This is a genomic window from Thioalkalivibrio sp. ALE16, from assembly GCF_000381305.1.
GTDB lineage: Bacteria > Pseudomonadota > Gammaproteobacteria > Ectothiorhodospirales > Ectothiorhodospiraceae > Thioalkalivibrio.
On sequence record NZ_KB906372.1, the window covers coordinates 1 to 19,292 of the forward strand.

Genomic DNA, 19,292 nt, shown 5'->3' on the forward strand with positions numbered 1-19,292 from the left:
TGCCCCAGCGCCTGCAACTCACGCGCCCAGTAATGGGCACTCCCGCAGGCCTCCATGCCGATCCGGCAGGCCGGCAGCTGGGCGACGAAGTTGCGCAACTGGCTGCGCCGCAGCGCCTTCGAAAACACCTGCCGGCCCTGCGCATCCACACCGTGGACCTGGAACACGTTCTTCGCGAGATCAATACCGAGTGTTGTAACCTGCATGTGGACGCCTCCGTCTTCTTCGAGTGAGAGTGATCACCCCCACTCTGGCACATCGCGATGCCGTAATAGGGCGGGGGCGTCCATCCCATTGAGGAGGCGCAGCCGACGAAGCAACCTCCCGAAGCTGGCAGGGGCCGGACCGGTCGGGATCGGGTGGTTCCAGACGCAGGTTACTCGCTTCGCTCGCCCTGCGGGCCGGCCTGCGGCCGTTCAACGCAGCTTCGCTGCTTTTGTGCTTCGTCGCCGCACCCCTCGCAATGACGGGGGCGAGGGTCAATGTCGCGGCGAGCCCCCTAAATGCCGTACTCGGCGCGGTAGGCGCGCAGGGCCTCCAGATGTTCCGGTGCCCGGCCGGTGGCCTCGAGCATGGTGACCAGGTCGGCCAGCCGGGCCACGCGCACTACCTGAAGGCCCAGGTCGGCCTCGACCTCCTGGATGGCGGAGCGCTCGCCGCGGCCGCGTTCCTCGCGGTCCAGCGCAATCGCAACCCCCACCGGCGCCGCACCCGCCGCGCGGATCAGGTCCACCGACTCGCGGATCGCGGTGCCGGCGGTGATCACGTCGTCGACGATCAGCACCCGGCCCTCCAGCGGGGCGCCGACGATGTTGCCGCCCTCGCCGTGGTCCTTGGCCTCCTTGCGGTTGAAGGCCCAGGGGCGGTCCATGTCGTGGTCGCGATAAAGCGCCTCGGTCACTGCCGCCGCCAGCGGGATGCCCTTGTAGGCCGGGCCAAACACCAGGTCGAACTCGATGCCGGAGTCCACAATCGCGCGGGCATAGAATTCGCCCAGGCGGGCCAGATCCGAGCCCCGGTTGAACAGCCCCGCGTTGAAGAAGTAGGGACTCACCCGCCCGGACTTCAGCGTGAACTCGCCAAAGCGCAGGACATCGCGTTGCAGGGCATATTCCAGGAAGGCGTGGGCGGTCATCGGGGTGCTCCGGTCGTAAAACGCCGTATTCTGACACACCCACCCGCGAATCCGGCATCGGCGCCGGTCGGGGCCCTTTTCCGCGCCCGCGTGCGCGGGTATTGTTCCCCGCCATGCGCATACTCTCGATGAACGCCAATGGCATCCGTGCCGCCGCCCGCAAGGGCTTCTTCGACTGGCTCCCGACTACCGAGGCCGACGTGGTCTGCATCCAGGAGACCAAGGCCCAGATCCATCAGATCCAGGGCGAGCCGTTCCATCCACCCGGCTACCACAGCGTCTATGTCGATGCCGTGAAGCCCGGCTACAGCGGGGTGGCCCTGTACAGCCGTCGCCAGCCGGACGAGGTTGTGACCCGCATCGGCTTCGAGGAGGCCGACAACGAGGGCCGCTATGCCGAGATGCGCTTCGGCAACCTGTCGGTCGTCTCGCTTTATCTGCCCTCGGGTTCCTCGGGCGATCATCGCCAGGACTCCAAGTGGCGCTTCCTGGAGTTCTTCCGCCCCTGGCTGGCGGAACGCATGCAGGATGGGCGTGAATGGGTCATCTGCGGCGACTGGAACATCGCCCACAAGGAGATCGACCTCACCAACTACAAGTCCAACCGCAAGAACTCCGGCTTCCTGCCGGAGGAACGCGCCTGGCTGGATCACCTGTTCGACGAGATCGGCATGGTGGATGTGTTCCGCCGCCTGGACGAGCGCCCGGAGCGGTACACCTGGTGGTCCAACCGCGGGCAGGCCTGGGCCAAGAACGTGGGCTGGCGGATCGACTACCAGATCGCCACCCCGGGCATTGCCGCCACCGCGCGCGACCCGTACATCCATACCGCAGACCGCTTCTCCGACCACGCGCCGTTCTGGATCGACTATGACTACCAGCCCTGACCGGGGCCTGTGCCGCGCATGACCGACGCCGCCGAAGCGCAACGGCCCCCGCGCCGCGACTGGCGCGCGGCCCTGGCGGTCTACCGCCATCCGCGGGTCATCGGCATGCTGTTCCTCGGCTTTGCCGCGGGCTTGCCGCTGCTGCTGACCGGCGGCACCTTCACCGCCTGGCTGCGCGATCTTGGCGTGGAGCTGGCGTCCATCGGGTTCCTCTCCTGGGTCGGCATGGCCTACAGCATCAAGGTGTTCTGGGCCCCGGTGGTCGACCGCCTCGCCTTGCCGGTCCTGACCCGAGTGTTCGGGCGTCGCCGTGCCTGGATGCTGTTCGCCCAGGCCGTAATCATCCTGGGCCTGGCCGGGATCGCTCTGACCGACCCGACGGAGCAGCTCTGGCTGGTGGCCGTCTGGGCCGTACTCACGGCCTTCGGCGCCGCGACCCAGGACATCGCCATCGATGCCTACCGTATCGAGGCCGTCAGCCAGGAGCGCCAGGGCGCGATGGCCGCCGCCTACGTGTTCGGCTATCGCGTGGCCCTGCTGACCGCTGGAGCCGGGGCGCTGCATATCGCCGCGATCGGCAGCTGGAGCCTCTCCTACGGCGCGATGGCCGCCCTGATGCTGGTGGGCGTCGTCTGCACGCTGATCGTCCGTGAGCCCGAGGTGGCCCGGCGCGACTCCGCCACGGCCCGACTCGAGGACCGCGTGGTCCACTACCTCAACAACACCTCCGATACGGGCTGGTGGCGTGACCTGAAGGCCTGGTTCATCGGCGCGGTGATCTGCCCGTTCGTCGAATTCTGGCAGCGCTTCGGGAAGATCGCCCTGGTGGTGATCGCCTTCATTGCCGTGTTCCGTATCAGCGATATCTTCATGGGCGTAATGGCTAATCCGTTCTACCTGGATATCGGCTTCACCAAGGACGAGATCGCCAACATCGCCGCCGCCTTCGGCCTGGCCATGACCCTGACCGGCGCGGCCCTCGGCGGCCTGCTGGTGGTGCGCTTCGGCATCATGCGCATGCTGATCGCGACGGCGGTTCTGGCGCCGCTGACCAACCTGACCTTCTCCTGGCTGGCCACCCTGGGCCCCGAGACCTATGGCCTGGTGTTCGCGATCATGGCGGACAATCTTTCCGGTGGCATGGCGATCTCGGTGTTCATCGCCTACCTCTCCAGCCTGACCAACAGTGCCTACACCGCCACCCAGTACGCCCTGTTCAGCTCCATCATGACCCTGCCGGGGCAGTTCCTCGCCGGTTTCACCGGCGTGCTGGCGGAGCACATCGGCTGGGTCTGGTTCTTCGCCGGCTCGGCCCTGATCGGCATCCCCACCATCCTGCTCGCCTTCGCCCTGATGCGCTGGGCCAACCCCGACCATATGGCCCAGCCGGGCCGGCCGGATGTGCCGGAGCCCCAGGCCGCGAATAGCGCCTGACCCAGGGCGCTGCCCCGAGCACAAAAAAGCCCGCACCACCAGGCACGGGCTTTTTCACCAACGCCGCTTTGCAGCGGCTTGGACTGGGCGGGTTAGAAGTAGTAACCCAAATTCAGGTTGAACCGCGTCTGCCAATTGTCATCGTTGTTGCTACCAAGGCGGTCGTAGAATTGTGCATCCCAGCCCACAAACTCGTTTCCGTTCGAGAAAGCCAGATCCGTGTAGATGTACCAATTCCCGCGGCCCCATGCAGCGCCAAGGACAACGAGGTCACTACTATTGAACGAACTTTCACTCTTCACGATGGAGGAGACCTCGGCGTAGGGAATCACGTAGTCCAGCCACGGAATACTATCCGTCTCCTTGAAGTAACTGAGGGACACGGCAGGAACCCACCCTTCAGCGGCGATCGCGTTCGAGAAGTCGTAGGCGCCGAATTGCACATGCCGATCTGTCAGGGTCGGCGCTGTACTGCCGTCAACACCGAACACATTGTGTTCGTCCACGTCGTACTTGTAATAGGAAAGCTGACTGGCCAGGGTCCAGTTGCCCCAGTTATTGACCATGTGGCCCGAGACGGCGTAGTGGTCGCCATCGCTTTGGGGGCCTTTGCTCTTCAGCTCGCCGTACTGGGCCGAGAAGCCAACGTCGGTGTCGGCATTGGGGATGCTGTAGATCCCGCGCACGTTTAACTGATTGCGTTCCTCGTATCCATCGCCGAAGTGATTGACCACGTCGTAGGAGTAACGGGCGCTGTCTCTGGAGTCGCCGGAGTAGTGGCCTTCGTCTCTCGCGTAATAGGCGAAGTCCCAGGTCCAGTCGCCCATAGGCATGGTGTACTTCACGCCAAGATCCATGTCGTCGGATAGACCGATGTAGTAGTGCTGGTCGAAGAACCAGCTCTGGGAGACCCCGTATGCGCCGGGACCGAACGGCACGCGGTTCACGCCCACCTGAAGCTGGCTCTCATTCTCGAAGTTGTAGCCTACCCAGCCGGTATGCAGCATGTTGTAGCCGTTGTACCAGCGGTACTCCAGCTTCCCGAGCCATGGACCGTTTTCGTAGTCCAGGTTTATCCGGACGGTATCCAAAAAGACATCACCACCGTCGTCCCAGTCACGTCGGTTTGAATCTCCGGGATAATCCCCTATTACGTAATTGGCGCGCAGGGCACCGCCGATCGACAGGTTGCCGACCTGGATGCTGTCGTATTCGGCAACGGCAACATTCGGGCCCAGGAACAGGGCCAGGGCAACGGCACCGGACAGGGGTGCCAGGGTCCAGCTCATCGTCTTCTTCATTGCGATTCCTCTTCTGGTCAGGCGGTTCGGGTGTCGCCGGCGGCCTTCCCGGGCGGACACGGAGTGCGCGCAGTGTCTCGGGATCCAGCGCGAAAAAGCTTATAAGCCTTTGCTGATTCGTTGTAAACGGGACACGTTATTTCGGCGCACCTGTGGTGTGACCACGACACCCGCCCCGTGTTCCTTCTCTAGCTTGGAGGGCCTTCAGCCGCCCGATTCCCGGTTCACCGGGGCGGGCCTTATGCCTCGGCAGGCTCCCCAATTCACGTATTTAGCTGTCATGCTGCGATTTCGCCAGCCTGGGCGTAAGTTGCAATGGAACTATTTTTGTACAAAAATAACTAAACGAGTGATTCAACTGCGAGAAGTTTTGATGGCATCCACCGAGGCTGTGCCCGAGGCACCCGAAAACGAAACCGGCCCTGTGGCCAGCACGACTGGCGAGCCAGACATGGCGCGTTCGGTGATCCGCCAGCTGCGCGTGATCATCCGCGCCCTGCAGGGGCATTCGCGGACGGTGGAGCGGGCCTGCGGGATCAGCGCCTCGCAGCTGTGGGCGCTGTGGGAGCTCCAGCGCACGCCGGGATTGAACGTCAGCGACCTGTCGCGCCGACTGTCGGTGCATGCCTCCACGACCTCCAACCTCCTGGACAAGCTGGAGCACCGAGGCCTGATCGAGCGTCGGCGTCCGGAAAAGGACCAGCGCATCGTGCGTCTGTACGTGACGGATGCGGGCATGGCGTTGCTGGACAAGGCCCCGGCCGCGCCGCAGGGCGAGTTGAACCGGGCCCTGCATTCGCTGCCGAAGGGCTGCCTCGAAGACCTGGACCAAGGCCTGGACCTGCTGGTCGAGGCAATGAACACCACGGAACCCAAGGCCGGCTTGCAGCCGTTCGACGGCAAATCCTGAGCCCGGCCCGCGCGGAGGCCCCGATGCGACTCATTCGCCCCCTCCTGCCGTTCCTGTTCTGGCTGCCGCTGGCACTGAGCGCGCAGCCGGCGTTCGACGCGCCGCCCGAGCGCTCCACGGATGGGGGGTTCACGCTGGCCTGGGAGGCCGAGGATGCCGTCGTGCTGGAGCGGGCCACCGGGCCGGACCATGAGGATGCGCGCATCGTCTACGAAGGCGGTGATGCCAGCACCGTGGTCAGCGGCCTGCCCGACGGCGAGTATCGCTTCCGCCTGCGCGCTGCGGATGCCGATACCTGGGCCGACGCGGCCACCGTCGTCGTGGAGCATCACAGCCTGGCGCGTGCCTTCGGCTTCTTTGCGGTGGGCGCCGTCGTCTTTCTGGTCCTGATCGGGGCCATCCTGCGCGGTCGCCCGCGCGACTGATTCACCCGGCCCGTCTCGTCGATCCGTGGCTGCGTAAAGCGTCTTCGCGTGATCCGGGGTGGGCCCGCTACCGGAGGTTTCCATGACGGATCTCAAGATCAACATGCAGCGCCTGCAACAGGACATCAACGAACTGGGGCAGATCGGCCGCGATGAGGATCGCGGCCTGCACCGCCGCGCCTTCAGCGAGGGCGACCGCGCCGGGCGCGAGTGGTTTCGCGGGCGCCTGGAGGCCGCGGGTCTGGACGTGTGGCAGGACGGCGCCGCGAATCTTCACGGCCGTCTGGACTACGACGGCAAGCGCCCGGTGGTCGCCATGGGCTCGCACCTGGACACGGTGCCCGGCGGCGGTCCGCTGGACGGGGCCCTGGGCGTGCTGATCGGGCTGGAGGTGCTGCGCACCGCCAAGGAGAACGCGGTCGATCTGGAATACCCCCTCGAGGTGATCGACTTCACCGACGAGGAAGGCCGATTCGGCGGCATGTTCGGCTCCCAGGCGATGGCCGGCAAGCTGACCCCGGAGAGCATCAGCCACGCCCGCGATCTGGAAGGGGTCACCCTGGTCGAGGCCATGGCCAACTGGGGCCTGAACGCCGACGATGCCCTGGCCGCGCGCCGCGATCCGCACACCCTGCATGCCTTTATCGAGACGCATATCGAGCAGGGGCCGGTCCTCGACCGGCGCGGCCTGAGCGTGGGCGTGGTCGAGGCGATCACGGGCCTGTTCAAGTGGGAGGTGCGCCTGAAAGGGCAGCCGAACCATGCCGGCACCACGCCGATGGACATGCGCATCGATCCCTTCCAGGGGCTGGCCGAGTTCGGCGGCGAGATCAATCGCCTGCTCGAGGAACACGGCAGCCCCAACTCGCGGGCGACCATTGGGCGTGTGGAGCTCGCGCCCGGCGCGGCCAATACCGTGCCGGGCATGGCGACCTTCTCCTTCGAGGTGCGCGACACCGACGAGAAGGTGCTGACCGCGCTGGCCCATGCGGCCCGGCGCACCCTGTCGAGCCTGGCGCGCCGGCGCGACCTGATGTTCGAGTTCGACGTCCTCTCCGAGATCGATCCGGTGCGCTGCGACCCGGGCGTCGTGCAGACCATCGAGGCGCAGGCCGAACGCATGGGGCTGGAGTATATCACGATGCCCAGTGGCGCGGCCCACGATACCCAGAGCATGAGCCGGATCACCCGCACGGGCATGATCTTCGTGCCGAGTCTCCAGGGGCGTAGCCATTCCGCCGCGGAATGGACAAACTGGGAGGACATCGAGACCGGCGCCAACCTGGCCCTGCAAAGTGCCCTGGCGCTGGCGGCCCGGCAATAAACCGCGACGAGAGGAAACGCCCGGAATGGCCGACAACAACAACGTCTCCCGCCTGACCGATTACGACTCCCTGGACCCGCTGCGCGAGCAGTACCAGGAGAGCCTGATCACCACACCGGTCCTGCGTCAGGAGCTGCGGGAGCACCATGTCGCGCTCCTGTGCATCGACCTGCAGTATCTGGACGCCGCGCGGGGCCACGGGGTGTTCGCCGATTCCGCCGAATCCGGTGTGCCGCTGGAGGCGCAGGAGTACTACTTCAACCGCCTCGAGCAGACGGTGCTGCCCAACGTGCGCCGCCTGCAGGATGCCTTCCGCGAGGAGGGGCTGGAGGTGATCCACACCCGCATCCGCTCGCTGACCCGCGACGGCCGCGACCGCAGCCCGGGCCACAAGCGCCTGAACCTGCACGCGGCTCCCGGCTCCAAGGATGCCGAGTTCGTCGAGCAGGTGGCTCCGGTGGGGGACGAGATCGTGCTGGACAAGACCGCCAGCGGGGTCTTCAACTCCACCAACCTGCACTACATCCTGCGCAACCTGAACATCTCCGCCTTGTTCATCGTGGGCGTGTACTCCAACGAGTGCGTCTCCACGGCCGTGCGGGATGCCTGTGACCTGGGCTTTTATGTCACCCTGATGGACGACGCCACGGCCACGGTGACGCCGGAGATGCAGAAGGCCACGATCACCACCATCAAGGACCGCTACGCCCGGGTGATGACCACGGACGAGGCGATCCGCGAGATCAAGAAGGTGCAGGAGGCCTCGTGACCGGTCTCGACGACCCCATCCTCCCGACCTCCATTGCCTGGGGGCTGCTGGCGGCGTTCAGCGTCCTCTGGGTGGTGCTGGGCTGGTGGCTGGGGCGTCGCAACAAGACCGCCGAGGACCATATGCTGGCGGGCCGCAATGTCGGCCTGGCGCTCGCCACCGCGACCGCGATGGCCACCTGGGTCACCGCCAATACCACGATGACCGCCCCGCAACTGGCGTTGCAGCTTGGTGTCTGGGGCATGCTCGGGTATTCGCTGGGTGCGCTGGGCCTGATCCTGTTCGCGCCGCTGGCGCGACGCATCCGCGAGCTGATGCCGCGCGGTTTCACCTCCGGGGACTTCATCCGCCTGCGCTTCGGCACCTTCACCTGGCGCGTGTTCCTGATGGTCTCGCTGATCTACGCCTTTGGCTGGCTGGTCTCGATGGCGATGGCCGGCGGGGTGCTGATCAATGCCCTGGCCGGGATCGACTATCGCGTGGGCATGACCGTGATCCTGACCGTCTGCGTGATCTACACCCTGCTGGGCGGTCTGCGCGCGGTCATCGGGACCGACTTTATCCAGACGGTCATCATCATCGCCGGCGCGGCCTTCATCGCCTGGCTGACCATCGACAAGGTCGGCTTCGAGGTGATCCACTTCAACCTGATGGAAGAGCGCCCGGAACTGCTGAGCCTGCTGTTCCCGGCCGCGATCATGTTCCTGTTCAACAACCTGCTGTTCGGCGTGGGCGAGATCTTCCACTCCAACGTTTGGTGGTCGCGCGCCTTCGCCTTCGGCCGCAACGTGGGCTTCCGCGCCTACCTGTTCGGCGGCCTGCTGTGGCTGCCGATCCCGATCGTCGCCGGCTTCATCGCGCTGGCCACGCCGGCGCTGGGGATCAACGTCCCCGCGGCGGACATGGTCGGGCCGCTGGTGGCCGCCGAGGTGCTGGGTCTCACCGGTGCGATCGTCGTGTTCATCGTGGTCTTCGCCGCGCTGGCCTCCAGCCTCGATTCGCTGCTGGCGGCCACGTCCGACCTGGTGACCCGCGACATCTACCGCGGCCACATCCGTCCGCGAGCCAGCGAGCAGCACCAGTTCCGCGCGACCAAGGTAATCGTGGTGCTGCTGGGTCTGCTGACCTGGCTGGCGGCCAGCTATCGCGGCGAGATCCCGATCGTCGGCTCCCTGGCGGAGCTTTTGTACTTCACCGGGGCCTTCGTGGCCTCCGCGATCTGGCCGATCGTCGCCGGCCTGTACTGGAAGCAGGCGAACCCGCAGGGCGCGGCCTGGTCGATGATACTGGGGTCCGGTATCGGACTGGCCAGCTATTTCCTGATCGGGTTCTACGTCGCGGCCCTGGTAGGCGCGGCGGTCTCCCTGGCGGTGATGGTGCTGGCCACCTGGTTGGCCCCGCGCCCGTTCGACTGGGACCGCCTGGCCCGTGAAGACACTCATGCGATGGGGAGTCCCGCATGACGATCTCGACCACCGCCCTCTCCATCATCGTCGTGATCGCCACGCTGGTGGCGACCCTGACCCCGATCCTGTTGATCGCCCTGTTTATCCGCGACTGGAAAAAAGGACGCCTCTGGTGAACTACACCGAAGATCCCCTGCACGTGCTCCACCCGAAAGACGGCGCCGCCGGTACCGACCGGCCGCGGGCGTTGCTGGATGCGGTGGAGGAAGACCCGGATCCGCTGCTGAAGCTGGCCGCCGCACATGTGGTCTCCAGTCAGCAGTTCAACCGCGAGGAACTGCTGCAGCTGTTTCGGTTGGCCGCGCAGTACGAGACGACGCCCGCCCTGATGCACTTGCCACTGGCGGGCAAGATCCTGATCAGCGCGTTCTACGAGCCGTCCACCCGCACGCGGCTGTCGTTCGAGAGCGCCTGGCACCGGCTTGGCGGGGCGGTGATGTCGATCACCGACCCCAAGAGCACCGGCATTGCCAAGGGCGAATCGCTGGCGGACATCGCCGAGATGTTCAACAACTACGGCGATGTGCTGGTGCTGCGCTCCTCCGATGGCGAGGCCGCGCACAACATGCTGGAGAACCTGCGCATCCCGCTGGTCAACGCCGGCAACGGCATCGACGAGCACCCGACCCAGGCGCTGGCGGACGTCTACACCCTGGCCAAGTGGCGCCCGGAGCTGTTCACCGGCCCGGTTGTCCCGGAGGACCGCATCAAGGTCGGCATCATCGGGGTGCCCTCGCGCATGCGCACGGTGCGCTCGCTGCTGCGCCTGCTGAGCCTGTTCCCCGACGCGATCGAAGAGGTCGTGATCATCTCGCGCGAGGACGAGAACTTCGATCCCGGCCAGCGCGAGGAACTGGCGGAGGCCGGCCTGAACCTGCGCGTGGTGCACGAGCTGGACCCGGTGCTGCCGGAGCTGGACGTGGTGTACATCAACGCCATCGCCTGGGTGGGTGATACCTTCGAGTCCATGGGTGAGGGCCTGAAGCTGGATCGCAACTCCCCGCTGAAGAAGGGCGCGATCATCATGCACCCGCTGGCGCGCGGTGCGGAGCTGTCGACGGACCTCGATGACACCCCGCACAACTGGTATTTCGCCCAGGCGCGCGGGGCGGTGTTCGTGCGCATGGCGCTGCTGACCAGCGTGGTCCGCCGTATCAGCGCGGTCATGGACACCCCGGAAGACTGAACCTCGCAGTGAACTGAACCGCGAGTGGCGTGGCGCGCCGGAACGGACCGGGCCGCGCCCCGCTCGCACCGAACGGATAACCAAGGAGACATGCCATGTGTGGCATCGCCGGAATCTTTCACGCCGACCCGGACCGCAAGGTCGACCCGCAGACCCTGGTCAACATGGCCGCGATCCAGTATCACCGCGGTCCTGACGGCTTCGGCTACAAGACGCAGGACGACCGAGGCGTGGGATTCTCCCACGCGCGGTTGTCGATCATCGACCTTGACGAGAACCGCGGGCGCCAGCCGTTCTGCATGACCAACGGCGAGATCATGACCGCGGTCAACGGCGAGCTGTACGACTACAAGCGCATCCGCACCGATCTCACCTCGCGCGGGGTGAAGTTCCGCACCAAGAGCGATTCCGAGATGGTGATGCACCTGTACCAGCGCGAGGGGCTCGAGGATGCGGTGAAGCACTTTCGCGGCGAGTTTGCGATCTCGCTGTACGACCGCAAGCACGACCGGCTGATCCTGATCCGCGACCGCTTCGGCATCAAGCCGCTGTACTTCACCGAGGCCAACGGCAGTTTCGTGTTCGGCTCCGAACTGAAGGTGCTGTTCGCCAACCCCGATGTGCCGCGCCAGTTCGCCGACGACGGCCTGTACCACCAGCTGATGCAGACCATGGTGCCCGGCACCACCGCCTTCGAGGGCATCCACCAGGTGAAGCCCGGGCACATGGTCATCGTCGAGCGCGCCCACGGCAAGCTGAAGATCCGCCAGGAGAAGTACTGGGACATGGACTTCCCGCTGGCCTCCGAGCGTCCGCCCGAGAGCGAGACCGACGAGAACTACTGGATTGAGGGCGTGCGCGAGAAGCTGATGGAGGCCGTCCAGCTGCGCCTGGAGGCCGACGTGCCGGTGGCCTGCTACCTCTCCGGCGGGATCGACTCCTGCATCACCCTGGGGCTGGCCTCGGCCAGCCAGCAGTCGCCGGTCAAGGCCTTCACCATCGGCTTCGACAACGACGACTACGACGAAACCGCGATCGCCCGCGAGATGGCCGAGAGCGTCGGCGCCGACCAGGACATCATGACCCTGAACGCCGACCACCTCTACGACAACTTCGAAGAGGCCCTTTGGCACGCCGAGCGCACCATCTACAACACCCTCGGCGTGGCCAAGCTCCTGATGAGCCGCCACGTGAACAAGGCCGGCTACAAGGTGGTGGTCACCGGCGAGGGCTCGGACGAGCTGTTCGGCGGCTACCCGGCGTTCCGCCGCGACATGTTCCTGCACGGGCTGGATACCCTGCCGGAGGCCGATCGTCAGGCCTGGCAGCAGATGCTGAACGAGTCCAACGAGCTGGTCTCCGGCGCGATGCTGGCCGAGGACGAGGTGGATGACCCCGAATTCACCCGAATGATGGGCTTCACCCCGTCCTGCCTGCAGCCGTGGCTGGCCGCGTCTGACCACGTGCCGGGCCTGCTGCATCCGAAGCGCCGCGAGCGCATGCAGGGCTACCAGCCGGGCAAGGCGATCGCCGATGCCCTGGACAACGACATGCTGGAAGGCCGGCACCCGCTGGACAAGGCCCAGTACGTCTGGATCAAGACCATGCTGGAAGGCCAGATCCTGACCTGGGGCGGCGACCGCATGGACATGGCCAACTCGATGGAGGCGCGCCCGCCGTTCCTCGATCACCACCTGGCCGAGTTCGCCGCCCACCTGCCGCCGACCATGCGCATCAAGGGCCCGACCGAGAAGTACGTGCTGCGCGAATCGATGAAGGGCCTGCTGCCGAAGGTGCTCTACGAGCGCGAGAAGTTCGCGTTCATGGCCCCGCCGGCGCATACCGATCCGGTCAAGTGGGCCGCGATGAAGGCCCTGGCCGATCGCTACCTCGCACCGGAGAAGGTCGAGGAGGCCGGTCTGCTGGATCCGGAGGGCGTGCGCCAGGTGTTCGAGCTGCACGAATCCGAGGACACCCCGGCCGCGACCCAGGTCCAGCTGGACGCGGTGATCAACCACATGATCGGGGTGCAGGTGCTGTACGAGAAGTTCGTCGCCACCGACATCCCGGCGCTGGCGCAGCAGAAGGCCGAGGAGTTCGGCTGGCACGCCTGATTACGGATGCCCGTCAAAGGCCCGGGAGAGTCCTCCCGGTGCCACGCAAAAAGGCCCCGCGGATCGACCATCCGCGGGGCCTTTCATTTGGATATCCGATCCGACGTCGCCGGTCGTGCCGGCGAGCAGGGCGTCTCCCTGGTGGAGGCCGACCCCAGACACAAAAAAGAGCCGCCGGCCCCGGAGGGCGCGGCGGCGGATGGCCTCGCGGCCCCGAGGGGCCGGAAGCGGACGCCTTACAGGCTGTAGTACATGTCGAACTCGATCGGATGGGTGGTCATGCGCATCTGCGTGACGTCTTCCATCTTCAGGTCGATGTAGGCATCGATCATGTCGTCGGTGAATACGCCACCCTGGGTCAGGAACTCGCGATCCTGGTTCAGGGCTTCCAGCGCCTGGTCCAGCGAATGGCAGACCTGCGGGATGCCCTTTTCCTCTTCCGGCGGCAGGTCGTAGAGGTTCTTGTCCATCGCGTCGCCGGGGTGGATCTTGTTCTGGATGCCGTCCAGGCCGGCCATCAGCATCGCGGCGAACGCGAGGTACGGGTTGGCGGTGGAGTCCGGGAAGCGTAGCTCGATCCGGCGCGCCTTCGGGTTCATCACGAACGGGATGCGCAGCGAGGCCGAGCGGTTACGGGCGGAGTAGGCCAGCATCACCGGCGCCTCGAAGCCCGGCACCAGACGCTTGTAGCTGTTGGTGGACGGGTTGGTGAAGGCATTCAGCGCACGGGCGTGCTTGATGATGCCGCCGATGTAGTACAGCGCGGTCTCGGACAGGCCGCCGTAGAGGTCACCGGAGAACAGGTTCTTGCCGTCCTTGGACAGCGACTGGTGCACGTGCATGCCGGAGCCGTTGTCGCCGACGATCGGTTTGGGCATGAAGGTCGCGGTCTTGCCGTGGATGTGGGCCACGTTCTGCACCACGTACTTCAGGATCTGCACCTCGTCGGCCTTCTGCGTCAGGGTCGCCGGGCCCACGCCGATCTCGCACTGGCCGGCGGTGGCCACCTCGTGGTGGTGCACCTCGGTCTCCAGACCCATCTCGGTCATCACTTCGCACATGGTGGAGCGGATGTCGTGCAGGCTGTCGACCGGCGGGACCGGGAAGTAGCCGCCCTTCACGCCCGGGCGGTGCCCGATGTTGCCGTCCTCGTAGACGCGCTCGGAGTTCCAGGACGCCTCCTGGGAGTCCACGCGGCAGTAGGAACCGGACAGGCTGGTACCCCACTTCACGTCGTCAAAGATGAAGAACTCGTTCTCCGGACCGAACAGCGCGGTGTCGGCGATGCCGGTGCTCTGCAGGTAGGCCTCGGCGCGGCGCGCCAGGGAGCGCGGGCAGCGGTCGTAGCCCTGCATGGTGGCCGGCTCGACCACGTCGCAGCGGATGTTCATGGTCATGTCTTCGAAGAACGGGTCGATCACGGCCGACTCGGCGTCCGGCATCAGGATCATGTCGGACTCGTTGATCCCCTTCCAGCCGGAGATCGAGGAGCCGTCGAACATCTTGCCTTCCTCGAAGGTCTCTTCGTCGATGTCGTGGGCCGGCATGGTCACATGCTGTTCCTTGCCCTTGGAGTCGGTAAAGCGGAAGTCGACAAAGCGCACTTCCTTTTCCTTGATCTGGTTCAGCACGTCGGCTGCGGACATGGGGGTCTCCTTGGTCTTCACTTGAGTCTTCGATTTTGGCCGGCCGGCCTGTTGGCCCCTGCACGGCTTCGTGGGTCATTATGCAGGCATCATGCCATCCGGCCCGATTCGGCCCGGGCGCGCGAAAAACGGGCACCCCGGGTGCCGCGCCGCCTCCGTTTTGCACCATCATGGTGCCGTATATGCACCACGATGGTGCTTGCTGGGGTGTGCCGCACCTAATGAGTGCACGGACGATAGAGTAGCGTGACCTCGCCCAGCATGTCGCCCACCTGCGGGTGGCCGTGCAGCCGGTCGGCCAGGGCCCGGGCCCGCGCCTCCAGGTCCGGGGCCGCGGTTGCCCCGTCAAGGCGCAGGGTCAGCGTCATGTGCACCCGGCCGCCCAGGTAGTGCAGGGACAGGTGCTCCACCGCGTCCAGCTCCGGGGTGTCGGCCCAGGCCTCGCGCAGGGCCTCTACCAGTACCGGCCGTAACGGCAGCGTCGAGCTGCGCGCCTGCTCCGCGTCATTCTCCGGGTCCACGTGCACCGTGATGTCGTTGACCCGCTCATGCTCGTCGGTCACCGAATGGAACACCGCATCGGCGATCCGATGCCCCTCGGAGACCGAGATCATCGGCGCGACCTGGATGTGCACATCGGCCACCACGTCGCTGCCGTGGCGGCGGGTGCGCAGCATGTGCGCATCCTTCACCCCGGGCACGTCCAGGATGGTGCGGTGAATGCGATCCACCTTCTCCGGCTCCAGCGCGGTGTCGATCAGCTCCGCCGCGGCGCGCACGATCAGGCGCCCGGCGATATGCAGGATGAACAGGGCGACGATCAGCGCCGCCAGGGCGTCCGCCCACGGGAAGCCGGCCACTGCCGCGCCCACGCCGGCCAGTACGAACAGCGACGAGATCGCATCCGTACGGTGGTGCCAGGCATTGGCATCCAGCATCCGCGAGCGCAGGCGCTTCGCCACTCGGTGGGTGTACTGGTACAGGCCCTCCTTCGCCACCAGGGTCAGCGCGGCAAAGAAGATGGCCATATTGGCGGGACCGGTCATGGCCTCGGGGTCGACCAGCCGGCTGCCGGCTGCCCAGGCGATCCCCAGCCCCGCGGCTGCCAGAAAGACCCCGACGACCACCGTCGCCAGGGTCTCGATGCGGGCATGGCCGTACGGGTGGTCCTGATCGGGGGACGCCGCAGCCTTGCGCGCGGCGAACAGCACGACACCGTCGGTGATCAGGTCCGACAGCGTATGCACGCCGTCCGCAACCAGCGCCTGCGAGTTCAGAAGCCAGCCGCTAAGTAGCTGCGCGACGGCCAGAAAGCTGTTCACGGTCGCGCCCACCAGCGTCACTCGGCGGGTGTCGCGGTAGCGCTGACCGTTCTCCGCGGTCACCGTCGGCTCCGAATTGGCATAGGGTTCGCTCAGGGTGCTCTCCCGAACCGGATCAAGCCTCCAGTATGGGCGCCTTCCCGGCTGGCGCAAAACCGACTGCCGCCACAGGGAAAGCGCCGACTCGCGCGGGCGTCTCCGCGTTTCGCGCTGACGGTGGCCGCGGCCGAAGCCGGGCCGATATACTGTCCGCTTTGCCCTGACCCGGGATCCCGCATGGCGCACGAACGCACCCTGTCCAGCAGCAGCCCCACCTTCCAGGACCTGATCCGTCGCTTGCAGGACTACTGGAACGACCACGGCTGCGTGGTCCTGCAGCCCTACGACATGGAAATGGGGGCCGGTACCTTCCATCCGGCGACCTTCCTGCGCTCGATCGGGCCGGAGCCGTGGCGCGCGGCCTATGTCCAGCCCAGCCGCCGTCCCACCGACGGTCGCTATGGCGACAACCCCAACCGCCTGCAGCACTACTACCAGTTCCAGGTGCTGCTGAAGCCGTCGCCGCCGGACATCCAGGACCTCTACCTCGGCTCCCTGGAGGCGCTGGGCTTCGACACCCTCACCCACGACGTGCGCTTCGTCGAGGACAACTGGGAATCTCCGACCCTCGGCGCCTGGGGCCTGGGCTGGGAGGTCTGGCTGAACGGCATGGAGGTCACCCAGTTCACCTACTTCCAGCAGGTCGGCGGGCTGGACTGCCACCCGGTGTCCGGCGAGATCACCTACGGCCTGGAGCGCCTGGCGATGTACCTGCAGGGGGTGGAGAGCGTATTCGACCTGGTCTGGACCGTCGGCCCGGACGGCCGCCCGGTGACCTACGGCGACGTCTATCACCAGAACGAGGTGGAGCAGTCCACCTACAACTTCGAGCACGCTGACCGCGACGCCCTGTTCGCCGCCTTCGATCAGCATGCGAACGAGAGCGACCGCATGATCGAGCTGGGCCTGCCGCTGCCGGCCTACGAGCAGATGCTGCGCGCCTCGCACAGCTTCAACCTGCTGGATGCCCGCGGTGCGATCTCGGTCACCGAGCGCCAGCGCTACATCCTGCGCGTGCGCGAGCTGTCGCGAAACGTCGCGCAGAAGTATTACGAGTCGCGCGAGGCCCTGGGCTTCCCGCTGTGCGCCGATGACGACACCAACAAGCCCGACGCCGCCTGAACCCTATTTCCCGGATCGCGCGCCCTTGCGCGCGGTCGTGATGGACCCGACACGGACCCGACATGGCTGAAGCCCGCGAACTCCTGATCGAACTGGGCACCGAAGAGTTGCCCCCCGCCGCCCTGCCGCGCCTGCGTGACGCCCTGGCCGATGGCCTGGCCAACCGGCTGAGCGAGGCCGGGCTGGAGCCGGGCGTGCCAGAGACCTTCGCCACCCCGCGCCGGCTGGCGGTGCTGTTCCCGGACGTCCCGGGGCAGCAGCCGGACCAGTTGCAGGAGCGTCGCGGCCCGGCTGTGGCCGCCGCCTTCGATGACGCCGGCGAGCCGACCAAGGCGGTGTTGGGCTTTGCCCGCTCCTGCGGCGTGGAGGTCGAGCGCCTGGAGCGCGAGACCACCGACAAGGGCGAATACCTGGTCTTTCGCCAGATGCAGCCGGGCCGCGCCCTCGGCGAGCTGCTGCCGGAGATGCTGGAGGCCGCGCTCGAAGCCCTGCCCACGCCCAAGCGCATGCGCTGGGGCAGCAGCCGCACCGAATTCGTGCGCCCCGCGCACTGGCTGGTGGTCCTGCACGGGACCGAGGTGCTGGAGATGACGGTTCTGGAGCAGACCGCCGGGCGGGCCACGCATGGTCACCGCTTCCACCAGCCCGGCGCGCTGGAGCTGAAGCGCGGCAACGACTACGCCGAGCGGCTGCGCAGCCCCGGCTTTGTCGAGCCGTCGTTCGAGGCGCGGCGCGAGAATATCCTGGCGCAGGTGCACGAACAGGCCAAGGCCCTGGGCGGGCGTGCACTGGTGGATGCCGACCTGCTGGACGAGGTGACCGCACTGGTGGAGTGGCCGGTGGCCCTGACCGGCGGCTTCGACCCGCGTTTCCTGGATGTCCCGCAGGAGGCGTTGATCTCCACCATGCAGGACAACCAGAAATACTTCCCGGTGGTCGACGAGGCCGGGCGCATGCAGCCGCACTTCATCGTGATCAGCAATATCGAGTCGCGCGACCCGCATGCGGTGCGCGACGGTAACGAGCGCGTGCTGCGCCCGCGATTCGCCGATGCCGAGTTCTTCTGGCAGCAGGACCGCAAGAAGCGTCTGGAGGAACGGCTGGATGCGCTGGACTCCGTGGTGTTCGAGAAGCGCCTGGGCACGCTGCGCGACAAGTCCGTGCGGCTGGAGGCCCTGATGCAGCGCCTGGCCGGCCTGATGGGGCTGGATGCCGGGCTGGCCGCGCGCGCCGCGCGCCTGGCCAAGTGCGATCTGGTGACCCAGATGGTCTTCGAGTTCACCGAACTGCAGGGCACGATGGGCCGCTACTACGCCCTGCACGACCGCGAGGATGAGTCTGTCGCGGCTGCAATCGAACAGCACTACTGGCCGCGCCAGTCCGGTTCGGAACTGCCGGATGTCCCGCTGGCCCAGGCCCTGGCGCTGGCGGACCGGCTGGATACGCTGGTCGGGATCTTCGCGATCGGCAAGCAGCCCACCGGCACCAAGGACCCGTTCGCCCTGCGCCGCGCCGCGCTGGGGCTGGTGCGCATCCTGGTCGAGCGCGAACTGCCGCTGGCCCTGACCCCGCTGCTGCAGGCCGCGGCCGAGCCGATCCGCGAACGGGTGCCGGAGGCCGACCAGGCGGTGGAGCCGGTCCGCGAGTACATCCTGGAGCGCCTGCGCGGCTACCTGCTGGAGCAGGGCCAGGCGCACGAGACCATCGAGGCGGTGGCCGCGGTCGCGCCCGACACGCCGCTGGACTTCGTCCGCCGTGTACGCGCGGTCAGCCTGTTCCGCGAGCGCCCGGAGGCCGAGGCCCTGGCTGCGGCGAACAAGCGCATCCACAACCTGTTGCGCAAGGCCGGCGAGGAGGCCGAGGCCGACCTCGACCCGGAGGCCCTGGCGCTGGACGAGGAGCGTCAGCTTTACCAGGGCCTGCAGGCGGTGCGTCCCGGCGTCGAGCAGGCGGTGGCCGATGGTGACTACCTGCACGCCCTGGGCGAGCTGGCGGGCCTGCGCGATCGCGTCGATACCTTTTTCGACCAGGTGATGGTGATGGCCGAAGATGCCGCCGAGCGGCGCAACCGTCTGGCCCTGCTGCGTGAACTGCGCCGCGCGTTCGAGACCGTGGCCGACATCGGCCGCCTGGCCACGGGATAGCGCCGCCG

General features: G+C 66.7%; 15 protein-coding genes and 2 pseudogenes. 12 read left to right on the forward strand and 5 right to left on the reverse strand.

Annotated features, from left to right (window positions below):
• Together F627_RS0113130 and pyrE are read right to left on the reverse strand one after the other, a co-directional pair.
• Window positions 1-206: pseudogene (locus tag F627_RS0113130) on the reverse strand (IS110 family transposase); the annotation flags it as partial.
• A 293-nt stretch (window positions 207-499) separates the two neighbouring features.
• Window positions 500-1,135, reverse strand: coding sequence for an orotate phosphoribosyltransferase (gene pyrE, locus F627_RS0113135; protein ID WP_019584306.1), 636 nt, complete (start codon window positions 1,133-1,135; stop codon window positions 500-502).
• A 113-nt stretch (window positions 1,136-1,248) separates the two neighbouring features.
• Here pyrE and F627_RS0113140 point away from each other — a divergent pair, with 113 nt between their 5' ends.
• Together F627_RS0113140 and F627_RS0113145 are read left to right on the forward strand one after the other, a co-directional pair.
• Window positions 1,249-2,022, forward strand: coding sequence for an exodeoxyribonuclease III (locus F627_RS0113140; protein WP_255349519.1), 774 nt, complete (start codon window positions 1,249-1,251; stop codon window positions 2,020-2,022).
• An 18-nt stretch (window positions 2,023-2,040) separates the two neighbouring features.
• Window positions 2,041-3,456, forward strand: coding sequence for an AmpG family muropeptide MFS transporter (locus F627_RS0113145; protein ID WP_042835269.1), 1,416 nt, complete (start codon window positions 2,041-2,043; stop codon window positions 3,454-3,456).
• 92 nt (window positions 3,457-3,548) lie between these two features.
• Here F627_RS0113145 and F627_RS0113150 read toward each other — a convergent pair whose 3' ends face one another.
• Window positions 3,549-4,757 carry a hypothetical protein gene (locus F627_RS0113150; RefSeq protein ID WP_019584309.1) on the reverse strand — a complete coding sequence of 403 codons (1,209 nt, stop codon included), beginning with the start codon at window positions 4,755-4,757 and terminating at the stop codon, window positions 3,549-3,551.
• Window positions 4,758-5,130: 373 nt separating this feature from the next.
• On the opposite strand from F627_RS0113150, the gene F627_RS0113155 reads away from it, so the two are divergent.
• From F627_RS0113155 to asnB, 8 genes are all read left to right on the forward strand, one after another.
• A complete protein-coding gene (locus F627_RS0113155) occupies window positions 5,131-5,667 on the forward strand; it encodes a MarR family winged helix-turn-helix transcriptional regulator (RefSeq protein ID WP_019584310.1) in 537 nt (178 codons plus the stop codon).
• 23 nt (window positions 5,668-5,690) lie between these two features.
• Window positions 5,691-6,092, forward strand: a complete 402-nt coding sequence (locus F627_RS0113160) for a hypothetical protein (protein ID WP_019584311.1) — start codon at window positions 5,691-5,693, stop codon at window positions 6,090-6,092.
• 82 nt (window positions 6,093-6,174) lie between these two features.
• On the forward strand, window positions 6,175-7,416 hold the full coding sequence (locus F627_RS0113165; protein ID WP_017943111.1) for a Zn-dependent hydrolase: 1,242 nt from the start codon (window positions 6,175-6,177) through the stop codon (window positions 7,414-7,416).
• A 25-nt stretch (window positions 7,417-7,441) separates the two neighbouring features.
• Window positions 7,442-8,185, forward strand: coding sequence for a cysteine hydrolase family protein (locus tag F627_RS0113170; RefSeq protein ID WP_018867658.1), 744 nt, complete (start codon window positions 7,442-7,444; stop codon window positions 8,183-8,185).
• Entirely contained in the window at window positions 8,182-9,648 is a 1,467-nt protein-coding gene (locus tag F627_RS0113175) for a sodium:solute symporter family protein (RefSeq protein WP_019584312.1), read from the forward strand. Before F627_RS0113170 ends, F627_RS0113175 begins: the two co-directional genes overlap by 4 nt.
• A complete protein-coding gene (locus F627_RS17295) occupies window positions 9,645-9,767 on the forward strand; it encodes a hypothetical protein (RefSeq protein ID WP_018876760.1) in 123 nt (40 codons plus the stop codon). Before F627_RS0113175 ends, F627_RS17295 begins: the two co-directional genes overlap by 4 nt.
• Complete coding sequence (locus tag F627_RS0113185) at window positions 9,764-10,837, forward strand: aspartate carbamoyltransferase (protein ID WP_019584313.1); 1,074 nt, start codon at window positions 9,764-9,766, stop codon at window positions 10,835-10,837. The genes F627_RS17295 and F627_RS0113185 overlap by 4 nt, the downstream gene beginning before the upstream one ends.
• A gap of 95 nt (window positions 10,838-10,932) precedes the next feature.
• Window positions 10,933-12,951 (forward strand): asparagine synthase (glutamine-hydrolyzing), encoded by a 2,019-nt coding sequence (gene asnB, locus F627_RS0113190; protein ID WP_019584314.1) that lies wholly within the window; start codon window positions 10,933-10,935, stop codon window positions 12,949-12,951.
• A gap of 236 nt (window positions 12,952-13,187) precedes the next feature.
• Here the strand turns inward: asnB and glnA are convergent, their stop codons facing one another.
• A complete protein-coding gene (gene glnA, locus F627_RS0113195) occupies window positions 13,188-14,597 on the reverse strand; it encodes a glutamate--ammonia ligase (protein WP_018867663.1) in 1,410 nt (469 codons plus the stop codon).
• A gap of 218 nt (window positions 14,598-14,815) precedes the next feature.
• Window positions 14,816-16,038, reverse strand: a pseudogene (locus F627_RS0113200) (cation diffusion facilitator family transporter).
• 157 nt (window positions 16,039-16,195) lie between these two features.
• On the opposite strand from F627_RS0113200, the gene glyQ reads away from it, so the two are divergent.
• Both glyQ and glyS read left to right on the forward strand, forming a co-directional pair.
• A complete protein-coding gene (gene glyQ / locus F627_RS0113205; RefSeq protein WP_019584316.1) occupies window positions 16,196-17,140 on the forward strand; it encodes a glycine--tRNA ligase subunit alpha in 945 nt (314 codons plus the stop codon).
• Window positions 17,141-17,202: 62 nt separating this feature from the next.
• Window positions 17,203-19,284 (forward strand): glycine--tRNA ligase subunit beta, encoded by a 2,082-nt coding sequence (gene glyS, locus F627_RS0113210; RefSeq protein WP_018876756.1) that lies wholly within the window; start codon window positions 17,203-17,205, stop codon window positions 19,282-19,284.
• Window positions 19,285-19,292: the final 8 nt, after the last annotated feature.